Here is a 14,853-nt window from a genome sequence, read left to right on the forward strand (position 1 = left end):
TAACTGGCAATCAAGCCTTGAGCCAGCCTTTTTCTGTAGCTTCTGCGATCACTTGTTGGGCTTTCTCCCACAACACCTCAGAACCTAATCCAATTCGTTTGTTGATCGTCAAGGCTTGCTCACGCGTGACTGCGTGCTCTTGCCAGCTTTGACCATCGTTGTGATAGTTAAGCAGCATTGGGATCAAACGATCCAACGCTTTAGCGAACTTCGCATCCGCTGATTCCGCCGCTTCAAATTCTAACCAAAGCTCAAACAGTGATTTGCCTTGCTCTTCAGGCAACATACCGAATAACCTTTTTGCAGCAGCCAGTTCTTTCTCTTCTTGCTCAGCAGAGGCTACCGCATCATAAACAAAGGTGTCACCAGCATCGATTTCAACAATATCGTGGAGCAGCAACATCTTCACTACTCGCGCGATTGATACTGGTTCATTCGCGTGCTCTTCCATCAGAATCGCCATTAACGCGACATGCCAGCTGTGCTCTGCGGAATTTTCCAATCGCCCTTCCGCACTCTTAACTCGAGTACGGCGTAAAACAGATTTAAGTTGGTCTAGTTCGATTAATAAAGCGAGCTGCTGTTCTAGACGACTCATTGTGTTATCCCTTCCAATTGGCGTTTGTCAAAGACGTTAGAACATGGTCTTCCCATTTGCCATTAATGAGTAAGTAATCTTTTGCGAGACCTTCTTGGGTAAATTCAAGACGTTTTAGTACCGATTCACTCCGCTTATTTCTTGGCATGTAACCTGCCATGATTCGATGAAGGTTCTGGATGTTAAACATGTACTCCACAGCCATTCTCAGTGCGCGCGTCATCACTCCACGACCCTGTGCTGTTTGACTCAGTGAATAACCAACATTACAGGCATGAAATGGGAAACGAGATATGTTACTAAAAGAAATGGTTCCCAGCATCTCTCCGCTGTTGCTATCAAGAATAATCAAGTAATAGCCCAGCCCCATGCGGTGCAACTCGTTCAACTTAATCAGTCGTTGAGTCCAACCTGCTTCGCTAAAGAACGCATCCTCACGCTTAGGTTCCCACTCTCTGAGAAAATCTCGGTTGGCAATAAAGTAGTCTGAAATCAGTTTCCCGTCCGTAGGTTCAGCCGTGCGCAGAATGATGTCATCATCCTGTTCAAACACTTGAACTGGTGTGCTTACTCTTTCCATTTAGTTCTTTCTGATCCCGTATTCACGTAGTTTATTTGCCACAGAGGTATGCGAGACATTCAAACGCTTCGCCAGTTTACGGCTTGACGGGAATGACTGATACAGGCGTTCAAGTACTTGTGATTCGTACTCTTTCATAATTTCGTCTAATGAACCGTCCAGATTGATCGACGGTAGATTACCTGACGTAGATTCTAACTGCGGTAAGTGGAACAGATCCGGCGTAAGTACGTCGGTTTCAAGCTCTGTGAGAGCTCGCAATACCATGTTTTCTAACTGACGCATGTTGCCCGGCCACTGATAGCTGATCAGTTGTTCGATCAATTCATCACTCAGCTCTGGCTTGTTGATGCCAAGTTGTTTGACGTATTTAGAGACGAACAAATCAAGTAACGGTGCAATATCATTAGACCGCTCACGTAGTGGTGGAATAGCCAACGTGAGTACGTTCAAACGATAGAAAAGGTCTTCACGGAATGTGCCCGACTCCGCCAAATCCGCAAGGTGGTGTCTGGTCGAAGCAATCACTCGCACGTCAACGTGAATTTCGTCTTCTTCGCCGACTCGACGGAACGTTCCGTCTTGCAGCAAACGCAACAATTTGATTTGCAGGTGTGGACTCATCTCGCCGATTTCATCGAGGAATACAGTGCCACCGTTTGCCTGCTCAAAAATGCCTTTGTGGCCTTGTTCATGGTTAAACGAACCTGGCGCGTGGCCAAACAATTCTGTTTCTGCCACATCATCAGGCATAGACGCACAGCTAAGAACCAAGAATGGTTTCCCTGCACGGTTTGAACGATTGTGACACGCGCGCGCGAGCATCTCTTTACCCGTGCCCGTTTCACCTTGCACCAGCAAAGGTTGGTCTAGCATAGAGAGTTTCTTCGCTTGGCTAATCAGCGCTTTATGGCGGTTAGATATACCGACAAAGTGTTCAAAACCGAGGTTGTTGTGCAGCGGTAACGTGTCATCAAACAGATGTTTTTCTTGGATAGAGCGAATCATCATTACCGTGCTTGCAAGAATCGACTCGTTGGTTTCATCGGTGATATACACCGGCATCACCTCAAGCACGTAGTCTAATCCACCAAGGACGATGTTTTCTCTTAGGCGTGAAATCTTGCCCTCACTCCATTTGGTAAAATTGAAGCTAGGTACAAGGCTAGAAATCTGGTGACCGATGACCGCGTCTTGCTCTGAATTGAACAAGCTCAGCGCTGCATGGTTTGCCATATCGACATTGCCCTTTAAGTCGATACCAAGTACCGGCTCTGGCAGGCTGTTGAGCAAAGAGATAAGCTCGGTGTTATGCCTTTCAATTGGCATAAACTGAATCTTGCGCACATCATTAACGCCAGAGATTCTACGTATCTCCGCCATAAGCTCGCTGAAGGTATCAAAATCAATATCTGGGCAGTTGAGATAAATAATGCCGGAGATATCAATTTCAATACCGCGTAAATCGATATTCTTTGAAGCTAAGATATCGAGCAGTTCACGAGTCAGACCCAGTCTGTCCTCACAGAATACTTCTAGACGCACTAATGAATTCCTAACGTAAGGTGTCACGAAAAGTTGACAGTAGTTTCCCTTAAGCCTAGATCCCCGTCAAGCAAACGGGTAATACTTGCTTCACATTCGCGTTATTTGATTGTAATGGCGGCGATTTTTTCTACTATCTGCTTGCGGATTGAACCGAGTTTGACTTTGCGATCCTGGTGCCAAGGAATCGGTCGCAACAGTGACATCGCTTTAATACCCAGCCTAGCGGTAAGAATACCAACCCCTAAACCCTGCCCTGCGCGAGCTGACAACTTGCCCGCAAGATCCATCGACATCAGGTCCATGCTGGCATCGATCGCCAGTTCACTCGCCCCCGCCGCGGCCATATTGATTAAGGTCGATTTAAATAGCTTCAAACGCGACCAATAACCCAACTCTACGCCGTAAACCGCCGCAAGGTTATCGATCATTTTAAAGTTACGCCAAGCGACTAACATCATGTCTGCTAACGCTAACGGGCTAATAGCAACCAAAGCGGCTGACTCCGTCGCGTGTTGCGATACGATTTTGCTCGCGAGTTTGTCTTGCTCTGCGACCACCATCGCATCGTACATATCGAGCACTTCCGCGTCACTGTGCGACGCGTTGACACTGTTATTCCAGCGATCGTAACTTGGCGATTCAGGCTGGATACCACTTTGCTTGGCTAAGTTTTCACAAAACGCTTTGCCTTTGCCAACGCTGTTGGCTTGAATCAAGGCTTCGCTCTGCTCTTGCACACTAAAGTGACGTCGTAACGCTCTCAGTTTCCACAACTCTTTGCCCAGCGCACCAATACCCAAGCCAGCAATGGTAGAAATAAAACCGGCCCACCCTAGTGTGAGCCAATCGCCGCTTTGCAGAGCAGTGATTACCGTATCGATCGCCTGCCAACCCACCAAGCCAGCAAATGCAGAAAGTAATCCGGTTGCCAACCATTTGGGACCTTTACTTGGTCGAATGACTTGTTCTAAGTTCGCTTCTTGGGTGGTCTCGGTATCTTTGTGTTCAATCTCAACCGGAACAAAGGCGTCTGCAGTTTCAAACTGTCTCTGCGCCGTCAGTTCTGGGGTTTGTTGTTCGCTATCCGAGTCCAACGGTTGCTCAAAGACTTGCTTTTGTTTTAATGCGACTTCTTTCGCTTTATTCATTTCAGCTTGTCTCCAATTAAATAATCTAACGCCTTATCCATACGAATATGTGGCAACGGATCGTCTTGCGAGACGATCTGCGGTCTGAACGCGGTAAACTCAAATCCTTGCTTTTCCCAGTACGCTTCACCCGGCAGTTTTTTCGGCACGTCTCCCGGAAAAACGGTAATCGCATGCTCATCCAAAGTCACACCTTGCAGCGCCGGGATAGATTGGCCGTCCTGATTGATATAACCCGTTTTCGTCGCCTGAATCGATGCCATTGTCATACAACTCATATCGATGTTTTCATACGATGCATTCTGCCAAGCCGGGTGTACCATCTGTTGCAACAACGACACTAAATTAGGGTGTTGTTCAGGTGTCACGTGGTCCGCTTTGGTCGCAGCGAACAGGACTTTATCGATCCTCGGTGCAAACAAGCGTTTTAGCATATTGCTGCGCCCATAGCGGAAGCTGTGCATTATCTGCTCGAGCGCATGGCGCATATCATGAAACGCTTCGTAGCCAGCGTTCAATGGCTGTAAGCAGTCCACCAAGACGATTTGTCGGTCAAAGGTGGAAAAGTGATGCTTGTAAAACGCTTTCACCACCTTGTTTTGGTATTGGCTATAGCGCGCATTGAGCATTTCCAAGTTCGAACCTTTGACGAACTTAGCCTCTTCGCTAAAACGACAAGGGAAAAACTGCAGCACAGGCGCACCGTCTAACTCTCCCGGCAACACAAAACGCCCCGGTTGCACCCAATGCAAACCTGCCTGCTTACACGCATACAGATATTGAGTGTAACTTTCAGAGACTTCCGCTAGTTTCTTTTCATCCAGCGGCGCGTCTAGGTCGAGTGCGTCGAGTTTCGCCAACCAATCTTGCGCCAGCTCCTTGCGCTTACCTTTGAGCGCTGAAAATTGCGATGCCGACCACTGGTGAAAATTCATATCCAGCAGCGGCAAATCCAGCAACCACTCGCCCGGGTAATCAATAATGTCGACATGAAGCGTCGAAGTGCTGCTAATCAGCTTCTTGGTTTTGCTCTTTGGTTTGTATTTTATCGCCAGACGAATTTCACTGACATCTCGCGTTGGCTCTGGCCATTTCGGTGGTTGCTGTTGCGTGTGCTCCATCGCTTCGTCATAGGCGAAACGTGGCACCATCATGTTCGATTGAGGCACACGCTTAGCGCCAATTAAGCGCTTATCTCTGGCTGCTGCAAGCAGAGGAAGGTTGTCATGTGTTGAAGTATGAAGAAGCTGATTCACCAATGAGGTGATAAACGCTGTTTTACCCGCTCTGGAAAGTCCGGTTACAGCGATACGCACATGCGTATCCATGCTACGGTTGATAAAATCGTTCACTTCTTGAGTAATTTTCTTCATTCACATTCTCTTATCTAGGGATTGCTAATACCAATCACAGTAAGTAAATGGTCAGAGATAGCACGGGAAAAACGCTTGAGAACAAGGCGAAATTTTCGATAAGTAGTTATTCTACAATCAACTTACTTTGAAACGAAAAGTCAACGCAGTTATCGAGTGTTTTAACAAGCTAGAATGAACAGTTATTTACTACGATTGGTATGTTAATGCTACTGGATGTAATCTTAATCTTAGATGAACGAAAAAGCCCCTGATAAAAATCAAGGGCTTTCAAGATGATGCTTCACATCGCCGAGTGGCGTTGGCATTTAATCGTCTTCAATCAGTTTGTAGATTACGAATAGCGCAATTTCAACCAATACAACTAGCACACAAGTGATAGTGACGTATTTCTCATCAAAAATACTAATGCCGTGAAGAATGAGGTCGTAACCCACAAAAGCACCTACAACGACCGCAATAATCAGTTGTAGAATTTGAACAAAACGAGGCATGAGCGCTCCTGACGTATAATAAAGTTGTAGAATATATAAATTAAAGGTGCGACTGAACCGCACCTTTGTCAAATGTTTGCCAATTAAATCAGCAGTTTCTCACAGTCTGTAGCAAACTTAAGCCTGTTGTTCCATTTCTTGGATTTTTACTTTCCAAGTGTCTGGACCAATTTGGTGAGCATTCGCGCCGTTTGAGTCAACTGCAACCGTTACTGGCATATCTTCTACTTCAAATTCGTAGATTGCTTCCATGCCTAGGTCTTCAAACGCAACGACGCGTGCTTTCTTGATCGCTTTCGCTACAAGGTATGCCGCACCGCCTACAGCCATCAAGTAAACCGCTTTGTGTTTCTTGATTGACTCGACTGTCGCTGGGCCGCGTTCCGCTTTACCGATCATACCCATAATGCCGGTCTCTTCTAGCATCATGTCAGTGAACTTATCCATACGAGTTGATGTTGTTGGGCCCGCTGGACCAACAGCTTCATCACCCACTGCGTCGACTGGGCCTACGTAGTAGATAAACTTGCCTTTGAAGTCAACGCCTTCAGGTAAGCCTTCACCATTTTGTAGCATAGTTTGGATGCGTTTATGTGCCGCATCACGACCAGTAAGGATCTTGCCAGAAAGAAGAACCGTCTCGCCTGTTTTCCACTGTTCCACATCGGCTTGTGTTACTTCGTCTAAGTTAACACGACGAGTATTTGCGCCCGCTTCCCAAGTAATATCTGGCCACTCTTCAAGTTTAGGCGGCGTTAAGTCAGCCGGACCTGAACCATCTAGAGTGAAGTGTACGTGACGTGTCGCCGCACAGTTAGGGATCAGACATACCGGCTTAGATGCCGCGTGCGTTGGTGCTGTTTTGATCTTCACATCGACAACCGTTGTCAGACCGCCAAGACCTTGCGCACCAATACCCAGTTTATTGACACGGTTGAAGATGTCTAAACGTAGTTCTTCTTCCGCGTTTTGAGGACCACGCTCGATAAGCTCTTGGATATCGATGTGTTCCATTAGTGATTCTTTCGCGAGTACTGCGGCTTTTTCAGCCGTACCGCCAATGCCAATGCCGAGCATACCCGGTGGACACCAACCTGCACCCATTGTTGGTAGTGTCTTCTCTACCCACTCAGCAATGTCATCTGATGGGTTTAGCATCACCATCTTGGTTTTGTTTTCACTACCGCCGCCTTTCGCCGCGATCTGAATTTCAACTTTGTCGCCCGGAACCATGTTGATATGAACAACAGCTGGCGTGTTGTCTTTGGTGTTAATACGTTTGCCCGCAGGGTCCATAAGAACCGATGCACGTAATGGGTTGTCCGGGTTGGTGTACGCTTGACGAACCCCTTCATCCACCATTTGCTGGACTGTCATGTCGGTAGCGTCCCACTGGACACCCATACCAACGTTAACAAAACAAGTCACGATACCTGTGTCCTGACAGATAGGACGGTGGCCTTCAGCAGACATACGCGAGTTAATTAGGATTTGAGCAATAGCGTCTTTTGCCGCTTGGCTTTCTTCCTTGTGGTAGGCTTTTTCTAGGGCTTGGACAAAGTCTAAAGGGTGATAGTAGGAGATGTACTGAAGTGCATCAGCAACGCTGCTGATCACATCTTGCTTACGAATTACCGTCATTGCATGCCTCGTTATAGTTATGCTTCCTTATACAGCCACCAGCAAAACGTTTGCTTATCTAAGCGTTTGGACGAAAAAAACAACGCTATTTTATTGTTAAACGCCTTGTAGCGGCTTTGGTTGGCAATATGATACTCTTGCTTTCCCTCTGTTACCATGCAGCGAACGATCTCTTTGTCACAAATTAAACAAATGAATAACAACGCACCAAATAGCTTAGAAATCAAACCGATTACGTACCATTCAGAGCTTGCTCAACAACTGTTTTCTCGCATCGAATCTTTACCTTGGTCGATTTTGTTGCGTTCTGCTTCGACGTCACATATTGATAGCCGTTTCGATGTGTTGGTAGCGAATCCGGTAGCGACATTAACCACGACTGGTCAATCAACCAAAGTGGTCAATCATCAAGAAACTTTCCTCTCCGATGAAGACCCCTTTGCCCTACTCCAACAACAGCAAATGCGTTGGTTGCCTGAACTGGACTACGAAGGTGAATTGCCTTTTGTCGGTGGTGCTCTCGGTTACTTTGCTTACGATTTAGGCCGCCGTGTCGAGCAACTACCTGAGCTAGCTGAGCATGACCTGACCACTCCCGATATGGCAGTAGGTCTTTATGATTGGGCGGTTGTGGTTGACCACCAACAACAGTCGGCGTTTGTCGTGGGCTCTCAGGTCGGGGCGCACTACGCATGGTTACTGGAGCAAGCACCACAAGAGCACGCTGATTTCGCGCTGCAAGGCGATTGGCAATCGAACATGAATAAAGCGAGTTACAGTGAGAAATTTGCTCAAGTTCAGGAATATCTGCGCTCTGGCGATTGCTATCAAATCAATTTAGCGCAGCGTTTTTGCGCGGAATATGCTGGCAGTGAATGGCAGGCTTACAACATGCTTGAGTCGGTCAACCAAGGTCCATTTTCAGCTTTCGTCCGTACTGAACAAGGTGCCATTTTAAGTGTGTCACCTGAACGTTTCCTCGAAGTGAAGCAACGCACGATCGAAACAAAGCCGATTAAAGGTACACGACCAAGATACAGCAACCAAGAGCAAGACCAAGCGGCGGCCCATGACTTAGCTAACGCTGAGAAAGATCAGGCCGAAAATCTCATGATCGTTGACCTGCTACGCAATGATATTGGACGGGTAGCTAAGCCAGGCTCGGTGCATGTACCTAAGTTGTTTGAAATCGAAAGTTTCCCTGCGGTTCACCATCTTGTCAGTACGATTCGTGCCGAGCTTGACGCACAGTATAGCGAAGCCGACCTACTCCGAGCGTGTTTCCCTGGTGGTTCAATTACTGGCGCACCGAAAATACGTGCGATGGAAATCATTGAAGAACTAGAACCACATAGACGCAACGCGTACTGTGGGAGCATCGGCTATATCAGTCGTCATGGTCGTATGGACACCAGCATTACGATTCGAACGTTAGTCGCTGAAAACAACAGGCTGTATGTTTGGGCGGGTGGTGGTTTGGTCGCGGACAGCCAATGCGACGCTGAATACCAAGAAACCTTGGATAAACTGAGCCGAATCTTACCCGTATTAGAGCGCTGAATCTGCAGACGACCAGCCATTAGAGCTCAAACACAACGGCTCATTTTATAAACGGCGTGGAGCAAGCTCAGTTTCATGCCCTCTTCTGACCTTTTCACCCAAACCAGAGAAACCCGCAAATTTACGCTATCCTTATTGATATAAGTAAGTTACAAATAAATAACAAATCTTACGTTGTACCAATCAGTTAGGGAGTTTGCGTGTCACCAGCTTTCAGTAAAGAGAAACTTATCCAGAATTTTCAACTGCATCAAACGGTGAATTATCATCAGGATGCGTTAAAGCGCGTTGCGCATTTGGAAACGACTTCTCTGCGTAAGGCATCTGTCTTAATCGGCTTTGTTGAGCGAGGAGACGGACTGAACGTTATCTTTACGCGACGCGCTAAACATCTAAAACACCATCCCGGGCAAATTAGTTTTCCTGGTGGGAAGTTTGAACCGACCGATATGACACTCGCCAACACCGCACTACGTGAAACGTTTGAAGAGATCGGTGTCGATAAAGAACAGATCAATATCTTCGGTAAAATGCCCGAGCTAGTCACCATCAGTCGATTTAGCGTCACTCCTTTTCTTGCCTTTGTGGATGAGCACTACGAGTCTCGAGTGGATCCTAATGAAGTCGATGAAATCTTTGAAATTCCTGCGCGAATAGTTTTGGACAGATCTCGACTACATAGTCAAAAGTTCGTGTTCAACGACTATAACCATCGCGTGTTTGGACTCTCTTACAAGCACCATTTTATCTGGGGAATGACCGCGCAAATCATTCAAGCAATGCAACATCACATTATGCATCGGCATTAATATTATTTATCATCATTCAATATTCGCTCACATTACTTATATTAACCATCAATAACGCAAACGGTTACGCGTGAGACACGTCTAAATATTTTCAAGCAAAATTAGAAAAACTAATCCGTAGGATTAATATAACTCAGCAGTAGCACACCATTTTCGTGACAAAAAACCGGTTTTTGAAATATCATGTAATAAGTCATATCAATTCGTGATTTAGATCTATTTGTTGTCTAAGATTTTTATGCAGAATTGCGCCCGACTTATTTCCTGTTCCCAAAAATGAGTATCACAAAATGAATACTACTACTTCCGCGGTTTCTACCGCACAATCGTCTAGTAAGTTTACTTACCAAGACTTCACCTGGTGTCTGTCTCTTTTCGGCACCGCTGTAGGTGCTGGTGTACTTTTCCTTCCTATCAAAGCTGGTGCGGGCGGTTTCTGGCCATTAGTTATCCTAGCGCTAATCGCAGCACCTATGACTTGGTTTGCTCACAAATCTCTGGCGCGTTTCGTTCTTTCTGCAAAAAATCCTGAAGCAGATATTACTGACACTGTTGAAGAACACTTCGGTAAGACAGGCGCAAACCTTATTACTTTCGCTTACTTTTTCGCTATCTACCCTATCGTTCTAATCTACGGCGTTGGTATCACAAACACCGTTGATTCTTTCCTAGTCAACCAAGTAGGTATGGAATCTATTCCACGTTGGTTACTTTCTGGTGCACTGATCGCAGCAATGACGGCGGGTGTCGTGTTTGGTAAAGAACTGATGCTTAAAGCGACTTCTGCAATGGTTTACCCATTGGTACTGGTTCTTTTAGCACTGTCTTTCTACCTAATTCCAGAATGGAACACATCAATGATTGAAGTAGCACCAGACTGGTCAGCAATGCCGACTGTTGTATGGCTAGCGATTCCAATCATCGTGTTCTCTTTCAACCACAGCCCAATCATTTCTCAGTTCTCTAAAGAGCAACGCCGCCTACACGGTGACAATGCAGTACAGAAAACTGACTCAATCACTGCGGGTGCAGCGATGATGCTAATGGGCTTCGTTATGTTCTTCGTTTTCTCAGTTGTTCTATCTCTGTCTCCAGAGCAACTAGCGATGGCTAAAGAGCAAAACATCTCAGTACTTTCTTACCTAGCGAACGTTCACGAGTCTCCACTTATCTCTTACATGGGTCCTCTAGTGGCATTTGCTGCGATCACTTCTAGCTACTTTGGTCACTTCCTAGGTGCGCACGAAGGTCTAGTTGGTCTGATCAAATCTCGCTCAAAATCACCAGTAAGCAAGATTGAAAAAAGCTCTCTAATATTCATCGTTATCACTACTTGGATTGTGGCTATTGTTAACCCAAGCATCCTTGGCATGATTGAAACAATGGGCGCACCAATGATTGCGGCAATTCTATTCCTAATGCCAGTTTTCGCGATGCAGAAAGTCCCTGCGATGGCGAAGTACAAAACTTCTGCACCTGTACAGATTTTCACAACAATATGTGGTCTTGCAGCAATTAGTTCTGTAATCTACGGCGCTCTTTAATCACTAGTGATTAAAACCAAAATATAACGACTATAAATGAGCCTCCCTACCCCCTGGGAGGCTTAGTTTTGAGGTAATCGATATGATTAGTGTTTTCGACATCTATAAAATCGGCGTTGGCCCTTCAAGCTCACACACTGTTGGTCCGATGAAAGCGGGTAAAGAATTTATTGATGAATTACGCTCAATGGGAAAATTGCGCGACATCACTAAAATCACCGTTGACGTTTATGGATCGCTATCACTGACAGGGAAAGGTCACCACACGGATATCGCAATCATCATGGGTCTTGCTGGCAACACTCCTGAAAAAGTAGATATCGACTCTATTCCGGGCTTTATCGCTCGCGTAGAAGAAACTGAGCGCCTTCCTGTTGGCATGCACTGTCATACAGTATCGTTCCCTAAAGACGGTGGTATGAACTTCCATACGACTAACCTTGAGCTGCACGAAAACGGCATGCAAATCCACGCGTGGATTGATGACGAAGTTGTATTCTCAAAGACTTATTACTCGATTGGTGGCGGTTTCATCGTTGACGAAGAAAACTTCGGTAAAGAAAAAGCGAACCCAATCCAAGTACCTTACCCATTCACTACTGCCGAGCAACTTGTTGACCAGTGTAAGCAAAGTGGTCTGTCTATCAGTGCGCTAGTGATGAAAAACGAGCACGCACAGCACTCAGACGAAGAAACTCGTACTTACTTCGCGAACATCTGGAAAACGATGCGCGAGTGTATGGAACGCGGCATGAACGAAGAAGGCATCCTTCCTGGACCTCTACGCGTACCTCGTCGTGCAGCAGCACTTCGCCAGCAACTGTTAACTTCAGAGAAAACATCAAATGATCCAATGTCTGTTGTTGATTGGGTGAACATGTTTGCGTTTGCAGTAAACGAAGAAAACGCAGCAGGTGGCCGCGTGGTTACAGCACCAACAAACGGTGCATGTGGCATCATCCCAGCGGTACTTGCATACTACGACAAGTTCATTCAGACAGTGACTGAAAAAGACTACATCCGTTATTTCGCAGCGTCTGGTGCAATTGGTGGTCTTTACAAGCGTAACGCGTCTATCTCTGGTGCTGAAGTAGGCTGTCAGGGTGAAGTTGGTGTGGCATGTTCTATGGCTGCAGCAGGCCTTGCAGAGCTTATGGGCGGTAGTCCAGAGCAAGTCTGTATGGCGGCTGAAATTGCAATGGAACACAACCTAGGTCTGACGTGTGACCCTGTTGCCGGTCAGGTACAGGTTCCATGTATCGAACGTAATGGTATTGCGGCAGTAAAAGCGATCAACTCTACTCGTATGGCGCTACGTCGTTCATCGGCTCCAACTGTTTCTCTGGATAAGGTTATTGAAACCATGCTAGAGACAGGTAAAGACATGAACGCAAAATACCGCGAAACTTCTCAAGGAGGCTTGGCAGTTAAAGTTATCTGCTAATCCTACTGATAAAATCAAAAAGCCCGAGCAAATGCTCGGGCTTTTTTTTAACTAAACGAGTTGCGAGGCAAGTAAAAACACACCAAACAGTAATGAGAATACCAACATAGGCATGCCTCCTTCTGCGGTGTAACGCTCTGCGCTCTCGGAACTTTGTGACTGTCTTAGCTTGTAAACCATCGCTAGAGGGACAAACACCGCTAATAGCACCAATATAATGCCAGCGTACCCCAATACCGCTAGGAACTTATCGGCCGCAAACAGAGAACCAACCAGAGGCAAGATAAAGGTCAGAATGTATGTAACAACGCGATTCTTATTGAACATGTCGCGATTCTGGTTGTATAGAGACATCGCAACGCCGAAAAACGAAGTCAACAACGCTAAACCCGTAAACACCGCCAGCAATGAACCAATCCAGCTAGAGTGGTGCTCAAACGCCGCGATAAGATCGCCGACACCTTTCAACTCGCCCAATTGTGTTGGGTTTAAGTTACCAACCACCGCAAACAACCAACACAAGTAACATACCAGTGGGATCAGCGAGCCGACGATCACCATGTTTCTCAGCTGCCTATCTGTCGCTTCATGGTTATAAGCCACCAGAGATGGAATGACCACCATGAAGCCAAAACTGGTGAATAACACCGCGCTGGTTTTGATTAACTCAAGGTGATCATTGTTAATCACACGCGCAAGATTGTTGGCACTGAAGTTTGGCATCAAAAATATTAAGGTGGCTGACAAACTCGCGATCATTACAAAAAATAGCGCTCGATTAAGTTTATCAATAATCCCAGTACCTGCAGCAATCACCAAACCAGAAATCAACGTGAATCCGATTTGGCTTTGGGTATTCGTGATTTCAATACCTAGCTTTGACGCCATTTGACCAAACAGATCTGCTGCACCAAGAATGTAGGCCATCAATAGGCAGATAAGTAACGCATACAGCAGGCCGTTGGAAATCAGTTGTCCGCCTTTACCCAGCGTTTTGCGTGCGATGGAATTCAGCCCTAACCCACCCCCCGCTTTTACCGTTGCTTCGAGCAGCAGCAATGCTGCGTAAGTCGTGCCGAAACAAATAAAAATCATTAACAACGTCCCGTACCATAGGCCAAACTGAGCCAGTACCATCGGGATCGCGAGCATGCCAGCACCGAGCGCTGTGCCAGAGATAATTAGGGAACTCCCTAAAAGTTTCGTGTTCATAGTGTCGTATTCTATTTTCGATTGATAAAAGATTTAGATGCGCGTGTGCCTAGCGCGATGGCTAACAATCAAAAGGAATACGAACAGCGGGCTTTAATAGAAAAGAAGCGAGGGAAAGCAGAGAGATAAAACGCAAATGGGCTATGTGAGCCAATAAGATGAGAAAGAGTGGTTGAAGCTTGGTGTGGCGACCCTTCAGTCGGCTCAATAATTGGGGTGGTGATTTTGAAAATCATGAAAATATCCATTACAGCTAATCAATCCATAAATAACACATCGCACCCCTTGTGCGATCTACCTCTCAAAGCAAGAGGTCATTTCATATTATCTATTGAAAGCTCGATTGCAACGGAAAAATTGGACAAAATTCCACTTATGTAGATTTATTAACCATGTTCTAAGCGAAGTTATGGTTATTTATGTTATTAAAAAAGCGAAGCTAAGGGCTTCGCTTTTTTTGCATTTTAAAGACGGAATCGAGTTACTCGCCTTTGTAAACACAACCTGCAGTACACGTTTCTTTGATTTCTACTTTGCTCAGCAGCGGTAAGCTCGGTTTGAGCTGTTGCCAAATCCATTTTGCAAGCACTTCACTGGTTGGGTTTTCCAGACCTTCAATATCATTAAGGTAGTAATGATCTAAGCGGTCATAAATCGGCTTAAACGCGCTTTTGATTTCTGAAAAATCAATAACCCAGCCTGTATGTGGATCCACTTCACCTTCAACATAAAGGCGAACTAAGAAAGAGTGACCATGTAGGCGACCACATTTATGACCTTCAGGAACATGTGGCAATCGGTGTGCCGCTTCAAACATGAATTCCTTGTAAAGTTCGGTTCTCATAACGATTCTCGGGCATTGCAAAAGACACGCAATACTAAGGAAATTGTGATCTAGTGAC

The 14,853-nt window shown here is 46.0% G+C and carries 13 protein-coding genes; 4 read left to right on the forward strand and 9 right to left on the reverse strand.

What is annotated here, in order from left to right; all coding sequences use genetic code 11:
• Positions 1 to 10: 10 nt before the first annotated feature.
• The 7 genes from HCZ42_RS00495 to HCZ42_RS00525 form a co-directional block, all read right to left on the reverse strand.
• A complete protein-coding gene (locus tag HCZ42_RS00495; RefSeq protein ID WP_167418838.1) occupies positions 11 to 598 on the reverse strand; it encodes an HD domain-containing protein in 588 nt (195 codons plus the stop codon).
• 4 nt (positions 599 to 602) lie between these two features.
• A complete protein-coding gene (gene rimJ / locus HCZ42_RS00500; RefSeq protein WP_167418839.1) occupies positions 603 to 1,178 on the reverse strand; it encodes a ribosomal protein S5-alanine N-acetyltransferase in 576 nt (191 codons plus the stop codon).
• Positions 1,179 to 2,723, reverse strand: coding sequence for a transcriptional regulator TyrR (gene tyrR, locus HCZ42_RS00505; protein WP_167418840.1), 1,545 nt, complete (start codon positions 2,721 to 2,723; stop codon positions 1,179 to 1,181).
• A gap of 101 nt (positions 2,724 to 2,824) precedes the next feature.
• A complete protein-coding gene (locus HCZ42_RS00510) occupies positions 2,825 to 3,874 on the reverse strand; it encodes a YcjF family protein (RefSeq protein WP_167418841.1) in 1,050 nt (349 codons plus the stop codon).
• A complete protein-coding gene (locus tag HCZ42_RS00515) occupies positions 3,871 to 5,247 on the reverse strand; it encodes a YcjX family protein (protein WP_167418842.1) in 1,377 nt (458 codons plus the stop codon). The genes HCZ42_RS00510 and HCZ42_RS00515 overlap by 4 nt, the downstream gene beginning before the upstream one ends.
• A gap of 308 nt (positions 5,248 to 5,555) precedes the next feature.
• The gene (locus HCZ42_RS00520; RefSeq protein WP_053408459.1) at positions 5,556 to 5,741 is read right to left on the reverse strand and encodes a hypothetical protein; all 186 of its coding nucleotides are present in this window, start codon (positions 5,739 to 5,741) and stop codon (positions 5,556 to 5,558) included.
• 117 nt (positions 5,742 to 5,858) lie between these two features.
• Complete coding sequence (locus HCZ42_RS00525; protein ID WP_053408458.1) at positions 5,859 to 7,382, reverse strand: fumarate hydratase; 1,524 nt, start codon at positions 7,380 to 7,382, stop codon at positions 5,859 to 5,861.
• Between the two features lie 156 nt (positions 7,383 to 7,538).
• Here HCZ42_RS00525 and pabB point away from each other — a divergent pair, with 156 nt between their 5' ends.
• The 4 genes from pabB to HCZ42_RS00545 all read left to right on the forward strand — a co-directional run bounded on the left by pabB (position 7,539) and on the right by HCZ42_RS00545 (position 12,739).
• Positions 7,539 to 8,942 (forward strand): aminodeoxychorismate synthase component 1, encoded by a 1,404-nt coding sequence (gene pabB, locus HCZ42_RS00530; RefSeq protein ID WP_167418843.1) that lies wholly within the window; start codon positions 7,539 to 7,541, stop codon positions 8,940 to 8,942.
• A 200-nt stretch (positions 8,943 to 9,142) separates the two neighbouring features.
• Positions 9,143 to 9,751 carry a CoA pyrophosphatase gene (locus tag HCZ42_RS00535; RefSeq protein WP_167418844.1) on the forward strand — a complete coding sequence of 203 codons (609 nt, stop codon included), beginning with the start codon at positions 9,143 to 9,145 and terminating at the stop codon, positions 9,749 to 9,751.
• A 290-nt stretch (positions 9,752 to 10,041) separates the two neighbouring features.
• Positions 10,042 to 11,295 carry an aromatic amino acid transport family protein gene (locus HCZ42_RS00540; protein WP_167418845.1) on the forward strand — a complete coding sequence of 418 codons (1,254 nt, stop codon included), beginning with the start codon at positions 10,042 to 10,044 and terminating at the stop codon, positions 11,293 to 11,295.
• 82 nt (positions 11,296 to 11,377) lie between these two features.
• Positions 11,378 to 12,739 carry an L-serine ammonia-lyase gene (locus HCZ42_RS00545; RefSeq protein ID WP_167418846.1) on the forward strand — a complete coding sequence of 454 codons (1,362 nt, stop codon included), beginning with the start codon at positions 11,378 to 11,380 and terminating at the stop codon, positions 12,737 to 12,739.
• Positions 12,740 to 12,790: 51 nt separating this feature from the next.
• Here HCZ42_RS00545 and HCZ42_RS00550 read toward each other — a convergent pair whose 3' ends face one another.
• Both HCZ42_RS00550 and queD read right to left on the reverse strand, forming a co-directional pair.
• A complete protein-coding gene (locus HCZ42_RS00550) occupies positions 12,791 to 13,951 on the reverse strand; it encodes an amino acid permease (RefSeq protein ID WP_167418847.1) in 1,161 nt (386 codons plus the stop codon).
• A 481-nt stretch (positions 13,952 to 14,432) separates the two neighbouring features.
• Positions 14,433 to 14,795, reverse strand: coding sequence for a 6-carboxytetrahydropterin synthase QueD (gene queD, locus HCZ42_RS00555; RefSeq protein WP_167418848.1), 363 nt, complete (start codon positions 14,793 to 14,795; stop codon positions 14,433 to 14,435).
• Positions 14,796 to 14,853 lie beyond the last annotated feature (58 nt).

The organism is Vibrio hepatarius (genome assembly GCF_011806575.1).
Classification (GTDB): domain Bacteria; phylum Pseudomonadota; class Gammaproteobacteria; order Enterobacterales; family Vibrionaceae; genus Vibrio; species Vibrio hepatarius_A.

Bases quoted from the DNA above. Each gene is read 5' to 3' on its own strand.
- HCZ42_RS00495 (WP_167418838.1), bottom strand. From the start codon at position 598: ATGAGTCGTCTAGAACAGCAGCTCGCTTTATTAATCGAACTAGACCAA.
- rimJ (WP_167418839.1), bottom strand. From the start codon at position 1,178: ATGGAAAGAGTAAGCACACCAGTTCAAGTGTTTGAACAGGATGATGAC.
- HCZ42_RS00510 (WP_167418841.1), bottom strand. From the start codon at position 3,874: ATGAATAAAGCGAAAGAAGTCGCATTAAAACAAAAGCAAGTCTTTGAG.
- HCZ42_RS00515 (WP_167418842.1), bottom strand. From the start codon at position 5,247: ATGAAGAAAATTACTCAAGAAGTGAACGATTTTATCAACCGTAGCATG.
- HCZ42_RS00520 (WP_053408459.1), bottom strand. From the start codon at position 5,741: ATGCCTCGTTTTGTTCAAATTCTACAACTGATTATTGCGGTCGTTGTA.
- HCZ42_RS00525 (WP_053408458.1), bottom strand. From the start codon at position 7,382: ATGACGGTAATTCGTAAGCAAGATGTGATCAGCAGCGTTGCTGATGCA.
- pabB (WP_167418843.1), top strand. From the start codon at position 7,539: ATGCAGCGAACGATCTCTTTGTCACAAATTAAACAAATGAATAACAAC.
- HCZ42_RS00540 (WP_167418845.1), top strand. From the start codon at position 10,042: ATGAATACTACTACTTCCGCGGTTTCTACCGCACAATCGTCTAGTAAG.
- HCZ42_RS00545 (WP_167418846.1), top strand. From the start codon at position 11,378: ATGATTAGTGTTTTCGACATCTATAAAATCGGCGTTGGCCCTTCAAGC.
- HCZ42_RS00550 (WP_167418847.1), bottom strand. From the start codon at position 13,951: ATGAACACGAAACTTTTAGGGAGTTCCCTAATTATCTCTGGCACAGCG.
- queD (WP_167418848.1), bottom strand. From the start codon at position 14,795: ATGAGAACCGAACTTTACAAGGAATTCATGTTTGAAGCGGCACACCGA.